12 protein-coding genes and 1 other RNA gene are annotated in these 16,398 nt (G+C 67.7%); 7 read left to right on the top strand and 6 right to left on the bottom strand.

The genetic code is table 11. The features are described 5' to 3' along the window. Nucleotides 1–153: 153 nt before the first annotated feature. The 3 genes from ASC81_RS16640 to argA all read right to left on the bottom strand — a co-directional run bounded on the left by ASC81_RS16640 (nucleotide 154) and on the right by argA (nucleotide 2,481). Nucleotides 154–450 carry an H-NS family nucleoid-associated regulatory protein gene (locus ASC81_RS16640; protein ID WP_056269328.1) on the bottom strand — a complete coding sequence of 99 codons (297 nt, stop codon included), beginning with the start codon at nucleotides 448–450 and terminating at the stop codon, nucleotides 154–156. 320 nt (nucleotides 451–770) lie between these two features. Then, on the bottom strand, nucleotides 771–1,049 hold the full coding sequence (locus tag ASC81_RS16635) for an oxidative damage protection protein (protein ID WP_056269327.1): 279 nt from the start codon (nucleotides 1,047–1,049) through the stop codon (nucleotides 771–773). Between the two features lie 88 nt (nucleotides 1,050–1,137). Further along, complete coding sequence (gene argA, locus ASC81_RS16630; protein ID WP_056269325.1) at nucleotides 1,138–2,481, bottom strand: amino-acid N-acetyltransferase; 1,344 nt, start codon at nucleotides 2,479–2,481, stop codon at nucleotides 1,138–1,140. A 40-nt stretch (nucleotides 2,482–2,521) separates the two neighbouring features. On the opposite strand from argA, the gene hrpA reads away from it, so the two are divergent. The 6 genes from hrpA (at nucleotide 2,522) to ASC81_RS16600 (ending at nucleotide 12,623) form a co-directional block, all read left to right on the top strand. Next, complete coding sequence (gene hrpA / locus ASC81_RS16625) at nucleotides 2,522–6,361, top strand: ATP-dependent RNA helicase HrpA (protein ID WP_056269323.1); 3,840 nt, start codon at nucleotides 2,522–2,524, stop codon at nucleotides 6,359–6,361. A gap of 162 nt (nucleotides 6,362–6,523) precedes the next feature. After that, entirely contained in the window at nucleotides 6,524–8,302 is a 1,779-nt protein-coding gene (locus ASC81_RS16620) for an HDOD domain-containing protein (protein WP_056269321.1), read from the top strand. A 9-nt stretch (nucleotides 8,303–8,311) separates the two neighbouring features. Then, nucleotides 8,312–10,693, top strand: a complete 2,382-nt coding sequence (locus ASC81_RS16615) for a serine/threonine protein kinase (protein WP_056269320.1) — start codon at nucleotides 8,312–8,314, stop codon at nucleotides 10,691–10,693. Nucleotides 10,694–10,971: 278 nt separating this feature from the next. After that, nucleotides 10,972–11,238 (top strand): DUF4398 domain-containing protein, encoded by a 267-nt coding sequence (locus ASC81_RS16610; protein WP_235533684.1) that lies wholly within the window; start codon nucleotides 10,972–10,974, stop codon nucleotides 11,236–11,238. 19 nt (nucleotides 11,239–11,257) lie between these two features. Beyond that, entirely contained in the window at nucleotides 11,258–12,172 is a 915-nt protein-coding gene (locus ASC81_RS16605; protein WP_082536579.1) for an OmpA family protein, read from the top strand. Nucleotides 12,173–12,209: 37 nt separating this feature from the next. Continuing rightward, nucleotides 12,210–12,623 (top strand): hypothetical protein, encoded by a 414-nt coding sequence (locus ASC81_RS16600; protein ID WP_056269316.1) that lies wholly within the window; start codon nucleotides 12,210–12,212, stop codon nucleotides 12,621–12,623. 125 nt (nucleotides 12,624–12,748) lie between these two features. On the opposite strand, the gene ffs is transcribed toward ASC81_RS16600, so the two are convergent. The 3 genes from ffs to ASC81_RS16590 form a co-directional block, all read right to left on the bottom strand. Beyond that, nucleotides 12,749–12,845, bottom strand: an RNA gene (gene ffs / locus ASC81_RS26635) — signal recognition particle sRNA small type. Nucleotides 12,846–12,855: 10 nt separating this feature from the next. Then, nucleotides 12,856–13,242: a SirB2 family protein gene (locus ASC81_RS16595; protein ID WP_156392192.1), complete on the bottom strand. Its 387-nt coding sequence runs from the start codon at nucleotides 13,240–13,242 to the stop codon at nucleotides 12,856–12,858. A gap of 150 nt (nucleotides 13,243–13,392) precedes the next feature. Further along, the gene (locus ASC81_RS16590) at nucleotides 13,393–14,502 is read right to left on the bottom strand and encodes an AIR synthase-related protein (RefSeq protein WP_056269312.1); all 1,110 of its coding nucleotides are present in this window, start codon (nucleotides 14,500–14,502) and stop codon (nucleotides 13,393–13,395) included. A gap of 33 nt (nucleotides 14,503–14,535) precedes the next feature. Here ASC81_RS16590 and dnaX point away from each other — a divergent pair, with 33 nt between their 5' ends. Then, nucleotides 14,536–16,398: a DNA polymerase III subunit gamma/tau gene (gene dnaX / locus ASC81_RS16585; RefSeq protein ID WP_056269310.1), complete on the top strand. Its 1,863-nt coding sequence runs from the start codon at nucleotides 14,536–14,538 to the stop codon at nucleotides 16,396–16,398.

Raw genomic sequence — 16,398 nt, 5'->3', positions numbered from 1 at the left:
GCATGGCGCAGTTTAGGCGTGGTGCCCGCCGCAAAAGAAAGGGGCCATCCCGAAGATGGCCCCTGCTTGGGTGGTGCGCCTCGGCGCCGACTGTGCGAGAGGCTACTTATTCGTGACGAATGCGACCCGGGAAAAGAGAGTGGCTCGACAGCTTTAGACCGCGAAATCCGTCAGCTTGGCGCCGCCTGCAATGGCCGCTTTCAACCATTTCGGCTGCAGGCCGCGACCACTCCAGGTTTCGCCGGTAGCCTGGTTGCGATATTTGGCGGCAACCTTCGAGACCTTGACCGGCTTGGGCGTGCGCATGCTGAGATCAGCAACCGTCAGGCCATATTCGCTCATCAAGGATTTGACCTTAGATACCGCTTCGCCGCGTTCACGCTCCTTGGTTTGGCTGATTTGCTCATCAAGCGCCGCGCGTTGAGCCAGAAGTTCCTTGAGATTGGACATGCTGCTATTCCTCTTGCGATTTGACCGGTGAGACGCTCGATGGAAAGCATCGAGGCCTCGGAGGTGCTGGGCGCGGGGCCCGGCGATTATCTCCGCGGCTGAATTAAATCGCGAGCCAGGGAATCAGGCAAGAGTTTTCGTTGGGATTGGACTACGGGTTTCCATTCGCTGCCGCCAAATACGCACGGCTTGGAATCGACGCTGCCGCATTCGCTCATGTCGGCCTGGTCGTTACTTGACGCGCAACCACTGAGACGGTGCTGTTCAATATGGTGCGAGATCAGGCAATGGCAGCACCGCCGTTAAGGTGCCCCGTCAGTTCAGGCTGATGGCGGCACATAGCCGGCCACTGCTTCGGCACCCGTGCCGAAGAAGAATTGCTCAGCTTGGCGCATCAGGTATTGGCGGGCGCGCAAATCGGCGAGGTTCAGGCGGTTTTCATTGACCAGCATGGTCTGGTGCTTCATCCAGGCCGCCCAGGCTTCCTTGCTGACGTTTTCCCAGACCTTCTTGCCGAGTTCGGTATGCGCCGGGTAGGGCGGGAAGTCCAGCCCTTCGGCTTCTTTCTTCAGATAGGCGCATTGGACGACGCGGGGCATGGTGGGCTCCTGAACACAAAAATGGAAAACGGCCGGCACTTTAGCGCGCCGGCCGTATCAGCCAAGCCCAGCGGGGCTTGTTGGCGGCTTAGTTGAATTTCTTGATCAGCACCAGCGAGCGCCGGTCCCAGTTGTATTTGCGCTTGCGTTCCTCGGGCAGCCATTCCGGGTCGACCTGCTGGAAACCGCGTTTGATGAACCAGTGCTTGGTTCGCGTGGTGAGCACGAAGATGCTGTCCAGGCCCATGGCCTTGGCGCGCTGTTCGATTCTTTTCAGCAGCCGGTCGCCGTCGCCCTGTCCCTGCACTTCGGCGGACACCGTCAGCGCGGCCATTTCGGCGGTACGGGCCTCCACATAAGGGTAGAGCGCCGCGCAGCCGAAGATGACGCCATCGTGTTCGATGACCGTATACATCTCGGCATCGCGCTCGATCTCCGTGCGACTGCGCTTGACCAGCGTGCCGTCGCGCTCGAAGGGTTCGATGAGCTGAATGATGCCCGCCACGTCGTCGGCGCTGGCCTCGCGCAGGCTCTCCAGCTTCTCGTCGACGACCATGGTGCCGATGCCGTCGTGGGTATAGACCTCCTGCAGCAACGCGCCGTCAACGGCGAACGGGATGATGTGAGAGCGCTCGACGCCGGCGCGGCAGGCTTCGGCGCAGTGGCGCAGGTAGAAGGCGACGTCCGTCGGCTCTGGCGCCGGGCCGGCGTTGGCGAGCATGCGCTCGGCGTCGGCCAGTGCCAACTCGGTGTCGATGGCGCTGTCGGGGTCGGCTGGGTTCTCGGGCACGCCGGGCACCTCGCAGACGAACAGCAGCTTGTCGGCCTGCAGCGCGATGGCCGCCGACGTGGCGACGTCTTCCATCGACAGGTTGAAAGCCTCGCCGGTGGGTGAGAAGCCGAACGGCGACAAGAGCACGATGGCGCCGATGTCGATGGCGCGCTGGATGGCGGCGCCGTCGACCTTGCGCACCAGGCCTGAATGCTCAAAGTCCACGCCGTCAACGATGCCGACCGGGCGAGCGGTCAGGAAGTTGCCCGAGACGACACGCACCGTGGCATTGGCCATGGGTGTGTTGGGCAGGCCTTGGCTGAACGCGGCCTCGATCTCGAAGCGCAGCTGGCCAGCGGCTTCCTGCGCGCAGTCCAGCGCCACGGCGTCGGTGATGCGGCGACCGTGGCTGAAGCGCGGGGTCTGGCCCTTGGCGGCGAGTTGCTCGTTGACCTGGGGACGAAAGCCATGCACCAGGACGATCTTGATGCCCATGGCATGCAGGATGGCCAGGTCCTGCACGAAGGCATTCAGCTTGCCGGCGGCAATCAGCTCCCCCGGCATGCCGACGACGAAGGTCTCGCCACGGTAGGCATGGATGTACGGCGCCACGGCGCGAAACCAGGGCACGAAGGTGTGAGGGAAGACAAGACCGGTCATGGGGCGGGATTCTCCATGGCTGCGGGACAATACGCGCTCAATGAATTCAGAACGACCCGAGAGCCGGTTGCCTCAACCGGCTCTTTCCATTTCCTTCCCTGAATCGCTTCCTGTTTCGGCGCGGCGTGACGAGATCGCGCACGCGATGGCGGAGCACCAGGTCGTCATCGTCTGCGGCGAGACCGGCTCCGGCAAGACCACGCAACTGCCCAAGATTGCTTTGGCGATGGGCCGTGGGCGCATCAACGGCGGCGGACTGATCGGCCACACCCAGCCGCGGCGCATCGCCGCCAGCAGCGTGGCCAAGCGCATCGCCGAGGAGCTGAAGACGCCGTTGGGCGATGTGGTCGGCTACAAGGTCCGCTTCCAGGACCGGCTGGCCAAGACGGCGTCGGTCAAGCTGATGACGGACGGCATCCTGCTGGCCGAGACCCAGAGCGACCCGCTGCTGAAGGCTTACGACACCCTCATCATCGATGAGGCCCACGAGCGCAGCCTCAACATCGATTTCCTGCTTGGCTATTTGCGCGAGCTGCTGCCGCGCCGGCCGGACCTGAAGATCGTCGTCACGTCGGCCACCATCGATGCCGACCGGTTTGCGCGGCATTTCGAGTCCAGCAAAGGGCCGGCGCCAGTGCTGACGGTGTCGGGGCGGCTGTACCCGGTCGAGCAGCGTTACCGGCCCTTCGAGGAAAGCCGCGAGTACGACCTGAACAACGCCATCACCGACGCGGTGGACGAGCTGTGGCGCGAGGGCGGCGGCGACGTGCTGGTCTTTCTGCCCGGCGAGCGCGAGATCCGCGAGGCGGCCGAAGCCTTGAGGAAGCACCATCCGCCGGGTGTGGAGGTTCTGCCGCTGTTCGCGCGGCTGTCCCAGGCCGAGCAGGACAAGGTCTTCGAGCCGCACGGCCAGCGACGCATCGTCCTGGCCACCAACGTGGCCGAGACCTCGCTGACCGTGCCGGGCATTCGCTACGTCATCGACCCTGGCCTCGCACGGGTCAAGCGCTACAGCTACCGCAACAAGGTCGAGCAACTGCTGATCGAGCCGGTCAGCCAGGCGGCCTCCAATCAACGCGCCGGCCGCTGCGGGCGGGTCAGCAACGGCATCTGCATCCGTCTCTACAGCGAGAAGGAATTCAACGAACGGCCGAAGTTCACCGATCCGGAAATCCTGCGCTCATCGCTGGCCGGCGTGATCCTGCGCATGAAGTCCCTGCACCTGGGCGAGGTCGAGCGCTTCCCCTTCCTGGAGCCGCCGCGGCCCAAGGCGATTGCGGATGGCTACCAGCTGCTGGCCGAACTGGGCGCGACCGACGACGACAACGAGCTGACACCGCTGGGCAAGGAGCTGTCGCGCCTGCCGCTGGACCCGCGCGTGGGTCGCATGATCCTGGAGGCGAAGAACCGCGAAGCGCTGTCCGAGGTGCTGGTGATCGCGTCGGCGCTGAGCGGCCAGGATGTGCGCGACCGGCCGATGGAAGCCGCGCAGGCGGCAGATGAGAAGCACAAGAAGTTCGACGACGAGAAGAGCGAGTTCAGCGGCTACCTCAAGCTGTGGAAGTGGCTCGAAGACTCCAAGGGCGGCGGTGCGGAGCACAAACTGTCGAACCGCCGCCATGAGCAACTGCTGCGCGAGAACTTCATCAGCCCGCGCCGCGTGCGCGAATGGCGCGATGTCTACTCTCAGCTGCTCACCGTCGTCGCCGAACATGGCTGGCGCCTGAACCAGAGCCCCGCCACCTACGAACAGCTGCACCTGTCCATGCTGGCCGGTCTGCTCGGCAACATCGGCCAGAAGAGCGATGACGAAGACTGGTATCTCGGCGCGCGCGGCATCAAGTTCTATCGCCACCCCGGCGCCCACTTGAGCAAGAAACCCGGCCGCTGGATCGTCGCAGCCGAGCTGGTGGACACCTCGCGCCTGTACGGCCGCGGCATCGCCAACATCGAGCCACAATGGCTGCCGCCCATCGCCGGCCACCTGATCAAAACCCAGCTGCTGGAGCCGCACTGGGAGAAGAAGGCTGCCGAGGTCGTGGCGCTGGAGCGGGCGACGCTGTACGGCATCGTGCTCTACAGCAACAAGCGCGTGAACTTCGGCCGCGTCGACCCACGGGCCGCGCGCGAGATCTTCATTCGCGAGGGGCTGGTCAATGACGACCTGCCCGACGAGCTGGTACGCCAGTTGCCCTTCCTGGGCCACAACCGGCGCCAGATCGCCAAGGTCGAGGCGCTGGAGCACAAGTCGCGCCGCCAGGACGTGCTGGTCGACGATGAGCTGATCTACGCCTTCTACGACGACAAGCTGCCGGCGAACGTGTTCTCGGGCGCCACGCTATTGAAGTGGTGGCGCGAGGCCAGCAAGAGCGACGACAAGCTGCTGCAGCTCAGCCAGGACGAGCTGATGCGCCACGAGGCGGCCGGCGTCACCAGCGAGGCCTTCCCCAAGGTGATCCGCCTGGGCGGCGTGGACTGCGCGGCGACCTATTTGCACGAGCCTGGCGATGCGCGCGACGGGTTGACGGTGACCGTACCCATCTTTGCGCTCAACCAGGTCAGCGAGGAGCGCGCCGAATGGCTGGTGCCCGGCATGCTTGCCGCCAAGGTCACAGCCTTGCTGAAGAGCCTGCACCAGAAGCCGCGCGCGCGCCTGACGCCGCTGCCGGACTTCGTCGCCGAGTTCGTCGAACTGCAGCCGTTCTGCCAGGGTGGCCTGGTCGACACGCTGCTCAGGGCCGTGAAAGACCGCACCCAGCTCGCGGTGCAGCGCAACGACTTCAAGCTGGAGCAGCTGCCGCCGCACCTGTTCATGAACTTCCGCGTGGTGGACGAGCATGGCCGTCAACTCGGCCAGGGCAGGCAGCTCGCTGCGCTGAAGGCCGAGCTGGGCGGGCAGGCGCGGTCGGCCTTCCAGGCGCTGGCGGCGCTGAAGCTGCCGGCCGCGGAAGCCGCCAAGCCTGCCGCGGCGCCGGTGGCGGGCAAGGGCATCCGTGCCGAGATCGTCAAGCCCGCGGCACCCGCGAGAGACGCCGCCCAGGCGTACACCGACTGGACTTTCGGCGAACTGCCCGAGCTGCTGGAAGTGCGCAAGGGCGGGCAGACGCTGATCGGCTTCCCCGCGCTGATCGACAAAGGCGCCCATGTCGAGATCGAGGTCTTCGACGAGCCGGAGGTCGCTGCCGCCAAGCACCGCGCGGGCTTGCGCCGTCTGATCGCGCTGCAGCTCAAGGAACCGCTGAAGTTCCTGGAGAAAAACATTCCGGACCTGCAGCGCATGTCGGTGCTTTACATGGGACTGGGCACGGCCGAAGAGCTGCGCGACCAGATCATCGGTGTGGCACTGGACCTCGCCTTCCTGGCCGACCCGCTGCCGACCGACCCGATGTCTTTCAAGAAGCGCATCGAGGAAGGTCGCAGCCGGCTCAACCTCATCGCCCAGGAGGTCGCCCGGGCCGCCCATGCCGTGCTGCAGGAGCTCGCCAATGCAGCGCGCAAGCTCAAGGACTCGCGCCCCGCCAAGGACGTCGGCGACGACGTCACCGCCCAGTTGCAGCGACTGGTGCCCAAACGCTTTGCGCTGGACACGCCCTGGGCCCAGCTGCAGCACCTGCCGCGCTACCTCAAGGCCATCACGACCCGGCTGGACAAGCTGCGCGCCGACCCGGCCCGAGACGCCAGGCTGATGGGCGAGGTGAAGCCGCTTGAGCAGCGTTACACACGCCGGCTCGCCGACCTCAAGGGCGTGCGCGATGCTCGGCTCGATGATTTCCGCTGGCAGTTGGAGGAATTGCGGGTCAGCCTGTTCGCACAGGAGTTGCGCACGCCGCAGCCGGTTAGCGTGAAACGACTCGACAAAGTCTGGTCCCAACTGTCCTGAAGCGAGACGGTCTGGCGCCGGTCCACTGGCCTTGGGAGGCACGCAAGACCTGGACTGGCGCAGAAATCCATCGCAATTCAGGGTCTGCACTGCCCTTCTTCAGGTGCAAGCCTGGGGTCCAATGCGGGCTACATCTGTATCTGCCACGACTTCGCCCGCACCGTGCCCGAATCCCAGCCCACCGCGACGCCGCTCAGAAGCTTTGGCCGCTTCGAGTTGCGTGCGCTGTTGTCCAAGAGCGCACGCAGCCTGATGTGGCGCGTCTTCGATTCGCGGCATGGCCAGGAGCTGGTGCTTTGCATGCCACGCGACAAGCCCAACAGCGCGGCCGCGCTGGAGCACTGGCTGCGCATGGCGCAGGCCGGCGGGCGCGTGCAGCATCCCAACCTCGCGCCGGTCTTCGAGATCGATCAGGTCGAGAGCTGGCCCTATGTCGCCTATGACCGGGCCCTGGGCGAGACCCTGGATGAGCGCCTGGCGCGCCAGAGCGCGCCCCTGCCCATCGACGCCGCTGGCTGGATCGCCCAGCTGCTCGAAGGCCTGGCCTTTGCCCATGACGCTGGCCATGCCCATCGCGACATCCAGACGGCATGCGTGGTCATCGACGCCAACGACAAGGTGCGCCTCGCCGGCCTGGAGGTTGCGCAGGAGGTCTTCCCCGCCACGGTCGACTTCAACGCGGTGACGCGACGCGCCGTGCGCGAGTCGGCCGAGGAAGACGTGCTCTGCGTCGGCCTGCTGCTCAACCGCATCCTCAGCGGCAAGCCGGTGCTGGAGGAAAACGACCTGCAGCATGTTGTGCAGCAGATGCAGCCGCTGGGGCGTGAGATGGTGCGCCTGGGCTGGGAGACGCCCCACCCGATCCCCGACCCGCTGCGCGCCATCTGCAACCGCGCCACCGACCGCCAGCTGCGCCAGCGCTACCACCTGGCGCGCAGCTTCTGGCGCGCGCTGGACGGCTGGCGCCAGGCGGCCGCCCACGACAACGGCGGCCCGGTCGTGCTGCTGCTGGACAAGCTGCAACGCATCGGCCACCTGCCCACGACGCTGACCGGTCTGCATCGCTTCACCGGTGGGTCCGGCCTGGAGGCCCAGCATGCCAGCGCGTTGTCCGAGTTCGTGCTCAGGGACATGGCCTTGAGCCTGGAACTCGTGCGTCGCGTCAACAACGCGCTCAAGCAGGCTGGCCACCATGGTGAGACCGTGCTCAACATGCAGCGCGCCATCCAGATGCTGGGACTGGACGGCGTGCAACTGGCGGCCAATGCGCTCAAGCCGTGGCCGGGGCCGCTGGCCGCCGTGGCCGCCGAGATGCTGCGCCAGCTGATGGCGCGAGTCGCCAAGGCCGCCCAGATCGCCCAGGCGCTGCGCCCGGCCGGATATGACGGCGAGGTGGTGCACCTGATCACGGTCATGCAGAACCTCGGCCGCCTGCTGCTGCAGTACCACTTCCCCGATGACGCCCAGCAAATCCGCCAGCTGATGGTGCCGCCCGAGCCGACCGAGGAGCAGCCCAAACCTGTGGCCATGAGCGAGCAGGCCGCCGCCTATGCCGTGCTGGGCTGCGACCTGGATGCGCTGGGCATTGCGGTGGCCCGCCACTGGGGCCTGGGCGACGAATTGCAGCAGATGATCCGCCGCCAGCCGCTGGACGCAGCCGTGCACCCGGCGCGCAGCGATGCGGACGCCATCCGCCTGACCTGCAGCTTTGCCAACGAGCTGGTCGATGCCCTCAGCCTGCCCGAAGCGCGCCGCCGCCCGGCGCTGGAAGCGGCGACGCGGCGTTACGCCAAGGCTTTGGGCATCGGCCTGCGCGAGGTCATGGAAGCGCTCAACCCCGGCACGAAACAGCCGCCGACAGCGCCGGCCAAGCCAACTGACGAGGCTGAACCGAATGCTTCATCCCTGCGCGAACGCCTGTCCGCCCGTGGCGGTTCCTGAGCACGGCCCATGATCGACGACCTGCCTCCCCAGCTCGGCCGCTTCCGCCTGATTCAGCGCCTGGGCGAGGGCGCGCAGGCGACGGTGTGGCTCGCGCATGACCCGTTGCTGGACCGGGAGGTGGCCGTCAAGCTGCTGAAGGCCGCGGCCGAGCCTGGCAGCGTTGACGAGTGGCTGCATGAGGCCCGCGCCGTCAGCCGCCTGACCCATCCGAACATCGTGCCGGTCTTCGAGGCCGACGCCCAGGGCGGTCGCTCCTACCTGGTCTTCGAGTACGTCTCAGGTGGCACGCTGACCCAGCGCCTGCGCGCCGGGCCGCGCCCGACGGCGGCCGAAGCCGTGACCCTCATGCTGGGCATCCTGGACGGCCTCACCGCCGCCCACGCGGCCGGCCTGGTGCACCGCGACCTCAAGCCCAGCAACATCCTGATCGATGCGCGCGGCCGGCCGCGCGTGATGGACTTCGGCATCGCCGCTCGGGTGTCGACCAATGCGAACGCGCCGTCGCGCATCGTCGGTACGCCGGGCTATATCTCGCCGGAGGCGGCGCGTGGCGCACCGCCGCATCCACAGATGGACGTGTTTGCCGCCGCCATCATGCTGGCCGAGATGCTGAGCGGGCAGCGCCTCAACCACGACCCCGACCCCTGGCGCGCCATCCAGCGCGTGCAGACCACCGACCTCCTGCTGCCCTCGGGCCTGGATGCCAGCGTGGACGACGCGCTGCGCGCCATCGTGCAGCGCGGCCTGGCGCGCGAGCCATCGGCGCGCTGGCCAAGCGCGGCGCTGCTGCGCGACGCGTTGGCCGCCTGGCTGCGCCCCGTGGCCGAGCCCGATGCCGACGCCCAGGAGGCGCCGGTGCTGGACTTCCTGCTGCGCCGCATGCGCCACAAGAGCGACTTCCCGGCGCTGTCGGATGCCATCGGCCGCATCCAGCGCCTGACGCAGTCCGAGAACGAGAGCCTGGCCAGCCTGACCAACGAGATCCTCAAGGACGTGGCGCTGACGCAAAAGCTGCTGCGCCTCGTCAACACGGCGCAGTACCGGCACGCCGGGGGCGGTGGCATCAGCACGGTGTCTCGGGCCGTCGCGCTGATCGGCTTTGCCGGCATCCGCAACCTGGCCCTGAGTTTGGTGTTGCTGGAGCGCATGGAGAACAAGGGCCATGCCAAGCGACTGCGGGAAGACTATCTGCGTTCGCTGATGGCGGCCTCGCTGGCGCGTGAGCTTTGCCCGAACCCGCGTGAGGCTGAGGAGGCCTTTCTGGGCGCGATGTTCCACCACCTCGGCCGCTCGTTGACCGAGTTCTATTTCCCGGAAGAGGCCGACGCCGTGCGCCGCCTCGTCAGCCCGCCCGAGGATGGCCATGCCGCCCTCAGCGAGGCGGCCGCGTCTGCCCAGGTGCTGGGCATGAGCTACGAGGCCCTGGGTCTGGGCGTGGCCAAGCAATGGGGCTTGCCCGACAGCCTGCAGCGCGCCATGCGCCGTCCCCTCGGCGAGGCGCCGCAGCGGCTGCTGGAAGAGGGCACCGAACGCCAGCGCTGGCTGGCCCGCGCCAGCAACGACATGGCCGATCTGATCCTGAACACGCCGCCCGAGCAGGCCCATGCCAAGCTTCGCGCGATGGCGCAGCGCCATGCACGCGCGCTGGGCCTGAGCGCCGAGGCGTTCGAGCAGGCGGCCGACACCGCGCGCCAGCATCTCGCGCAGATGACCGAGGCATTGGAGCTGCACCTGCCCAAGGACTCGCGTGCCCAGCGCCTGCTGGCGCCGCTGACGCCGTCGGTGCATGACTCGCTGACGGCCCATGAACTCGCGCCCACGCAAGTGATGGAGCGCACCCACGACAAGGGCAAGACGTCGCCCGCCGACCAAGCCACGCAGTTGCTGGCCGCCGGGGTGCAGGACATCACTGATGCCATGGTCGACAACTTCCAGCTCAACGCGGTGCTGCGCATGATCCTGGAGACCATCTACCGCGCCCTGGGCTTCCGCCGCGTCGTCTTCTGCCTGCGTGATGCGCGCGGCCAGGCGCTGACGGGCCGGCTGGGCGTGGGTGCCGATGTCGAGCGCCTGGCGCCGCTGTTGCGCGTGGACCTGACCGCGCAACCGCCGGATCTGTTCGCCGCGGTCTGCCTGAAGGGTGTCGACACGCTGATCCAGGACGCGCGGGCCGCCAACATCGCCACTCGGTTGCCGAGCTGGTTCCGTGGCGAATTGCAGGCGCAGAGCTTTCTGCTGCTGCCTCTGGTACTGAAGGGCTCGCCCCTGGGCCTGATCTACGCCGACCATCCCCAGGCCGGTGCCGTGCAGCTGGGCGAGAAAGAACTCTCGTTGCTGCGAACGCTGCGCAACCAGGCCGTGATGGCCTTCCGCCAGGCAACCGGCTGAGACGGTTGCGCGCAGCTGCATCGCGCAGCTGTAGGGCGTCTCCCACACCCATTGCCGCCGAGCACTGACGGGTGGCACGCCATCGCGGGCGAATACTGGATGGGCATCCTCAAAGAACCCGACCCCGGCGGGGCGTGATGCGCGAACGCTGGGTATTTCAAACTACAGGAGTTCCTATGAATCACCATTCGATGAATGGCCGAGCTGTTTTGTTGGCGGCATTTGCTGCTGCAGCTCTGTCGGCATGCTCGACCACGGGCGACGCCCCCAAGGAACAAATGGCCGTTGCCAATGCCTCCGTCGAGCAGGCCACGGGCAACGCCGCGGAAGCCCCCACTGAACTGGCGGCAGCACGCGACAAGCTGGCGCGCGCCAACCAGGCCATGGCCCGCAAGGACTACGTGCTGGCGCGCCAGCTCGCCGACCAGGCCGCCGCGGATGCGGCCCTGGCCCAGGCGACCGCGCGCTCGGCTCGCTCTGGACGCGCGCTGTCCGAAGTGCGCGAAAGCATCCAGCAGCTGCAGTCGCAGCTGAACCGTTCCTGAATTGAATAAGAGGATTGCCATGCGAACCATCAAGACCCTGACCGCCCTGGCCGCAGCTGCCGCCCTGTTTGCAGGCTGTGCGAGCACGCCCACCGTCACGCCGCAACTGCAGCAGGCGCGCGCTACCGTGCGCAGCGCCGAGGCTGACCCGGCAGTCGCGAAGTACGCGCCGCTGGAATTGAAGAAGGCGGCCGACTCCCTGCGCGTTGCCGATGAACTCAGCGTCAAGCGCGAGGCGCCTGCCGACATCGATTCAGCCGCCTATGTGGCCGCCACCCAGGCGCGCACCGCCATGGCCCTGGCCAAGGCGCAGACGGATGAAGAAGCCATCAAGTCTGCCGAGGCCGACCGCGAGCGTGCTCGCGCCGACGCCAACGCCGAACGCGCCCGTCGCGCCCAGAACCAGGCGGCATCGGCGCAAGCCCAGGCGGCCAACGCCAATGCCGATGCAAACGCCGCGCGCCAGCAGGCCGCAGCGGCCACGATGACGGCTGCCCAAGCCCAGGCGCAGGCTGACGCCCTCCAGCGCGAGCTGGCGGACCTGCAAGCCAAGCAGACGGATCGCGGCATGCTCGTCACGCTGGGTGATGTGCTGTTCGAGACGGGACGTGCCGAGATCAGGCCGGCGGCGCAGGAAGCCATCGGCAAGCTGGCCAACTACCTCAACCAGCACGCTGACCGCCGTGTGCTGATCGAGGGTTTCACCGACAGCACCGGCAGCGACGCAACCAACATGACGCTGTCGCAGCGGCGCTCGCAAGCGGTGGCCGACGCGCTGCGCGCCCGGGGCGTGGACCCGACCCGCATCGCCACGCGCGGCTACGGCGAGCAATACCCGGTGGCCAGCAATTCGAGCACCTCGGACCGCGCCATGAATCGTCGCGTCGAGGTCTATATCTCCAACGACAACCAGCCGGTTCGCTCGCGTGGCTAAGCCGCATTCCGTGGCTTCAATCCTCAAGGAGACGGCGATGACAAGACGTTTAACGACAAACCGATGGCTGGTTGCGAGCCTGCTGGCCTGCGGTGGCCTCGCCCAGGCTGCCGGCCCCGCGGCGAAGAATGCCGACCCGCTGCGGCTGCAGTACGAGCGCGAGAAGGCCGACTGCCTGACCGCCAAGACCAGTCAGCCCCGCGATGTTTGCCTGCGCGAAGCCGGAGCGGCCTACGCCCAGGCCCGCCAAGGCAAGCTGATCTCCGCCGACGACAGGGCCGAGCAGTGGGCCGCCAACGCGCTCAAGCGTTGCCAGGCTCAGCGCGGCGAAGACCGCGAGCTGTGCGAGCGTCGTGTGCGTGAAGGACAGGTCGACGGCAGCGTGAGCGGCGGCGGCCAGATCAAGTCGCTGACTGTGCGTTCGACCGATATCCCGAAGTCGCCGAACTAGCTCGGGGCACTGCCTGACGAGGGGGGAGGCGACAAGCCTTCCCTTTTTTTCGCTCAGCTTGGCAAGTGGCCGTGGCCAGGGGGGCCAACGACATCGCCGCAGTCGGCTTCAAGAAGGGAGGGGAGGGTGACGAGCCTGACCCCGGCACTGGTTGCAACGCTTAGGGCTGCTTGGTTCCCCACCTGACCCGGTTGGGCGCGCTTCCATGCGGGGAGGCCCGTCGCTGATCATTCTACCCGGGCAAAAACTGGCGGTTGATCGAAAGGTCCATTGCCAGCGCCAGCAGGGCCAACGCGGTGAGATAGCCGATTAGGTGAAGGCGCGCCTGGCTCAATGCCCAATGGCCGCAAGCCACGTAGCCGAGCAGCGCGACGAGCTTCACCCCGAGCCACCAATCGCGCACGGGGTGGTAGCCGATGGCGCCCCAGAGGCCCAAGCCAGTGACGACGAGGCAGGCATTGACGCTGAAGACCACCACCAGCAGACGCGCGTCCTTGGCGATGCCTTGGAGCTGCGGCGCGCCGAACTGAAACAGCAGGCCGCGCGCGAAGAACAGGCCCACGCTGCACCAGGCCAGCCACACATGCCACTGGACCATCTGGGTGTAGTACCAGGTCACGATGCCCCTCGTCCGGGCTTGCGCTGCCGAACGCAGGACAGCCCAACCGGGCGGCGATGCTCGCGGGGAATGCCCCGCTTGCACATCACCAGACGGGCCGGCTTGGGAGCAGCCCGGCGCTCGGCCCTCGGGAGCTGTGGACCGGACACTTCAGCGCAATGCCAGGTCGTCTTCGCTAAAGCGGATGTTCAGCGGCTCGATCAACAACTGCTTCTCGCCCGCCTCGACCGTGCCGGCCACCCAGGCCTGGATGCCGCAATCGCGCGCGACCTGGGCGGTGCGCTCGGCGTCGTCGGCCTTGACGAAGATGGCGAATCCGGCGCCCATGTTGAGCGTCGAATAGGCCTCGCGGTCGTCCTGGCCGGCCTGCTTCTGGATGAAGTCGAGTACCGCGGTCTTGGGCGGCACGGTGTGGATGCGATAGGTCAGCGCGCTCGGGTGGCGCAACAGCTTGCGCCAGCCGTGGCCGGTGATGTTGGCGCAGTAGTGGGGCGCGATGCCGGCCTTCCACAGCGCCTCGGTGACGGGGGAATAAAGGGCAGTCGGTGCGAGCAGCGCTTCGCCGTACGTCAGACCCGGTTCGATCTCGGTCAGATAGCCCTGGGGCAGGCGCTCGGCCAGCTTGCGCGCCAGGCTCAGGCCGTTGGCATGGATGCCGCTGGAGGCCAGCAGCACGATGGCGTCGCCAGCGCCCAGCTTGTCGCCGACCGAGAGCCGCTCCTTGGGGTTGATCAGGCCGGTGCAGGACGCGGCCAGGTCGATGCGGCCGTCTTCCACGATGCCGGCCAACGCGGGCGTCTCGCCACCGCCCCAGGCGACCTGGCAGGTGTCGCAGGCGGCCTTCCAGCCGGCCACCAGCGCCTGGGCGCGCTGCGCGTCGCCGAACCAGTCGCTGCCACCCGCGGCCCAGTAGGCCTGCACGACCAGCGGCGTCGCGCCGACGGTGATCAGGTCGTTGACGGCCATCGCGATGGTGTCCTGAGCGATGCCGGCGAAGTAGCTCTTGCCCGTCAACTTGGCCATCTCGTCGGCCACCAGCGTCTTGGTGCCCAGGCATTCGACGATGGACGCCAGGTAGAAGGGCCCCACGTCCACCACATAGGCCGATTCGCCGCGCGAGGCCTTCACTTCGGTGAAGCCATGTGCGCCCAGGTGGGCGCCGGTGGCGGCGGCGGCGCGTTGCGCGGTGATCTTGAGCGGGTCGATCAGGTCGTAATTGACGCCGGCCTGGTCGTAGGTGAGGGGGGCTTGCGAGGTCATGGGGCGGGATTATCGACGCCTAGAATCCTGCGGATGAGTTACCAGGTCCTGGCCCGCAAATACCGTCCGCAGAGTTTCGAGCAGCTCGTTGGCCAGGAACACGTCGTGCAGGCCCTGGCCAACGCGTTGACGCAGGGGCGCCTGCACCACGCCTATCTGTTCACGGGCACCCGTGGCGTCGGCAAGACGACGGTGTCGCGCATCCTGGCCAAGAGCCTGAACTGCGTGGGGCCGGACGGCGCGGGCGGTATCACGGCCCAGCCCTGCGGTGTCTGCCACGCCTGCCGGGACATCGATTCGGGTCGCTTCGTCGACTACGTGGAACTGGACGCGGCGTCCAACCGCGGTGTCGAGGAGATCTCGCAACTGCTGGACCAAGCCGTCTACAAGCCGGTCGTCGGGCGCTTCAAGGTCTACATGATCGACGAAGTGCACATGCTGTCGAACACCGCCTTCAACGCGATGCTGAAGACGCTGGAGGAGCCGCCCGACTACCTGAAGTTCGTGCTGGCCACGACCGACCCGCAGAAGGTGCCGGTCACCGTGCTGTCGCGCTGCCTGCAGTTCAACCTGCGGCCGATGGCAGCGGCGGACGTGCAGATGCACCTCGGCAATGTGCTCGGTGCCGAGAACGTGCCGGCCGAGCCGGGCGCGCTGCGGCTGCTGTCGCGTGCCGCGCGGGGCTCCATGCGCGACGGCCTGTCGCTGACCGACCAGGCGATTGCTTTCGGTGCCGGCTCACTGACCGAAGCGGGCGTGCGCCAGATGCTGGGCAGCGTCGACCGCGGTCATGTCGTCGCCATCGTCGATGCACTGGCTGCCGCCAGCGGCGAGGCCGTCGTTGCCCAGGCCGATGCGCTGCGTGGTGCCGGCCTGTCGGCTGCGGGCACGCTGGAGGACCTGGCCACGCTCTTCCAGCAGATGGCGCTGGCGCAGGCCGCGCCCACCGCGCTGGACGATGCCGACACCGAGACCGCCGAGATCCGCCGCCTGGCCGCCGCGCTGCCGGCCGACGAGATTCAGCTGATGTACAGCATGGCCCTGCACGGCCGCGCCGAGCTGCACCTGGCACCGGATGAGTACGCCGGCCTGCTGATGGTGCTGCTGCGCATGCTGGCCTTCCGGCCGGCGGGCACCAGCGCCAAGCCGATCAAGGCCGCGGCCCTGGTGAGGCCGCCCGCGGTGGCCAAGGCCGTCGTCGCGGTGCCGTTGCCTAAGGTGGCGCCGCCGGCGCCGGTCGCAGCGCCTGTCCTGGCACCGGTCGCGACGCCCAAGGGCTTCACGCCGGCGCCGGTGGTTGCGGCGCCCATGGCAGCCGAGCCATCCGCCCCCAAACTCAGCGACCGTCTGCGTCCGCGCCCCGTTGAAGTCGACGCCCAGGCGGACGACGACATGGACGGCCCGCCGCCCGACGATGCGCCGCCGCCGTGGATGGAGGCGGACGATGCGCCGGCATCCGTTCCCGCCGCCGCGCGGGATGTCGAAGCGCCGCGCCGTGCGGTGTTGCGCGAGACCGCCGAGGGCGCGCAATGGGCCGAACGCGTCGCGGCCCTCAACCTGGTCGGGATGACCGCCGAGCTGGCCCGCCAGGCGCAGGCACTTGCGCGCCGCACCGTCGACGGCCGTGAGGCCTGGACCTTGCGGGTCGAGCGCGAATCGCTGCGCGCACCGGCCCTCGTCGCCAAGCTCGAAGCGGCGCTGGATGCACAGCTCCACATCGAGGTCGGCGTCGCCGAGGACTCGATTGCGCTGCGCACCGTGGCCCGCACCGAGGCACAGCAACGGGCTGCGGAGGACCTCGCCGCCCAACATCCGATGACACGGACGCTGCTTTCCCAATTTTCGTCGGCGCGCATCTTGCCGGGCTCCGTGCAGCCGCTGACTCCCACTCTTTGA

Origin of the sequence: Pelomonas sp. Root405 (assembly GCF_001425165.1) — a bacterium.
GTDB lineage: Bacteria > Pseudomonadota > Gammaproteobacteria > Burkholderiales > Burkholderiaceae_C > Pelomonas.
This window is presented reverse-complemented; position numbering and strand designations above follow the sequence as displayed.